This is a genomic window from Halapricum sp. CBA1109, assembly GCF_009741825.1.
Taxonomy (GTDB): Archaea; Halobacteriota; Halobacteria; order Halobacteriales; family Haloarculaceae; genus Halapricum.
In genome coordinates this window covers 1-1,454 of the sequence record NZ_WPCA01000253.1, presented here as the reverse complement: position 1 = coordinate 1,454, position 1,454 = coordinate 1, and the positions used below count along the sequence as shown (strand labels likewise).

The 1,454-nt window shown below is 69.7% G+C and carries 1 protein-coding gene and 1 pseudogene; both read right to left on the bottom strand.

All coding sequences use genetic code 11. The features are described 5' to 3' along the window. Positions 1 to 556 (bottom strand): annotated as a pseudogene (locus tag GJ629_RS15765) (metal ABC transporter ATP-binding protein); the annotation flags it as partial. Next, positions 553 to 1,454 (bottom strand): metal ABC transporter substrate-binding protein (locus GJ629_RS15760; protein ID WP_157513845.1); only part of this gene is annotated, 902 nt, incomplete at its 5' end. The gene GJ629_RS15760 and the pseudogene GJ629_RS15765, both read right to left, overlap by 4 nt.

Below are 1,454 nucleotides of genomic sequence, written 5' to 3'. Positions count from 1 at the left end.
CAACTCGCCGAGCAGCGCGTAGAACGCCTCGCGGGACTCGGCGTCGACTCCGACGGTCGGTTCGTCCAGTGCCAGCAGGTCGGCGTCGGCCGCCAGCGCGGCGGGCGATGAACACGGCGCTGGCGCTGCCGCCGGAGAGTCGACCCACGCGCCGGTCGGCGAGGTCGGCGATGCCGACACGCTCCAGTGCATCCGCGACGGCCCGCCGGTCCGCGGCGGTGAACCGTCTGAACAGCCCGTGGGGGTATCGCCCCATCCTGACGGCTTCCCCGACGGTGACCGGCATCCCGTCGCTGGCCGCCGTCACATCCTGTGGGACGTAGCCCACTCGCTCGCCGTTCGAGATGTCGTGGGCGGGGTCGCCAAAGAGCGTGACCGACCCCTCGTCGGGGCGGCGCAGACCGATCAGCAACTCGAGCAGGGTCGTCTTCCCGGAGCCGTTGGGACCGACCAGTCCGAGGAACTCTCCGGACTCGACGGTCATCGACACGTCCTCGACGACCGGGCGGTCCCCGTAGGCGAACGTCACGCCGTCGACGTCGATACAGGCCGTCATACGTCCAGTGCGCGCTCGATAGTCGGGAGATTCACGTTCGCCATCACCTCGACGTACCCCCAGTCGTCGTCCGCCCACGCCGGCTGCAGACCGGGGAGGGAGGTCAGCGGGAGGACTGCCTCGGCGTCCGTCTCGGCGACGAGTTGCTCCGCGGCCTCCTGGGACTCCAGCGGGTCCGCACAGACGTACGAGAGGTCGTGTTCGTCGATTATCTCCTGTGCCGCCGTGATGTCCCGAGCCGTCGGTCGGTCGTCCGGGGAGACGTCCGTGAGCGCGCGAATCTCGACCCCGTACCGGTCGCCGAAGTACTGGAAGGCGTCGTGACCGGCAACGAGGAGGACGTCTTTGTCGCCGGCCGCGACCGCCGACGCGAAGCGGTCGTCGAGGCCGTCTAGCCGCTCGCGGTAGGCCGCCGCGTTGTCGGCGTAGGTGTCGGTATCGTCGCTATCGACCCCGGAGAGCGCCTCGCGGACGGTGTCGACTGCCTGTTTCACCCGGGTCGGGTCCATCCAGAAGTGTGGGTCCATCCCTTCGCTGTGGTCGTGTCCGTCGTGGCCGGACGAGTCCGTCTCCTCGTGAGCGTGTCCGCCCTCTTCGTCGTGCCCGGCCGTTTCCTCCTCGTGGGCGTGTTCCCCGTTCTCCTCGTCGTGGTCACCCTCGGCGACGTGGCCGGCTTCGAGCAAGTCGACGCCGGCGCTCACGTCGACCGCTCTCGCACGTCCGCCGTCGTCCCGTCCGAGTCCCGCGGATGCGTCGACCCACGGCTGGAACCCGTCCATCCCGTGCAACAGCAGTTCGCCGCTGTAGATGTCCTCTCGAACTCCGTGGTCCGGGCTCCCACCCGTGTCCGTGCCTGTCCGACCGGGACGAGCAGGTTCGTACTCGCCGCCGCGCCCGC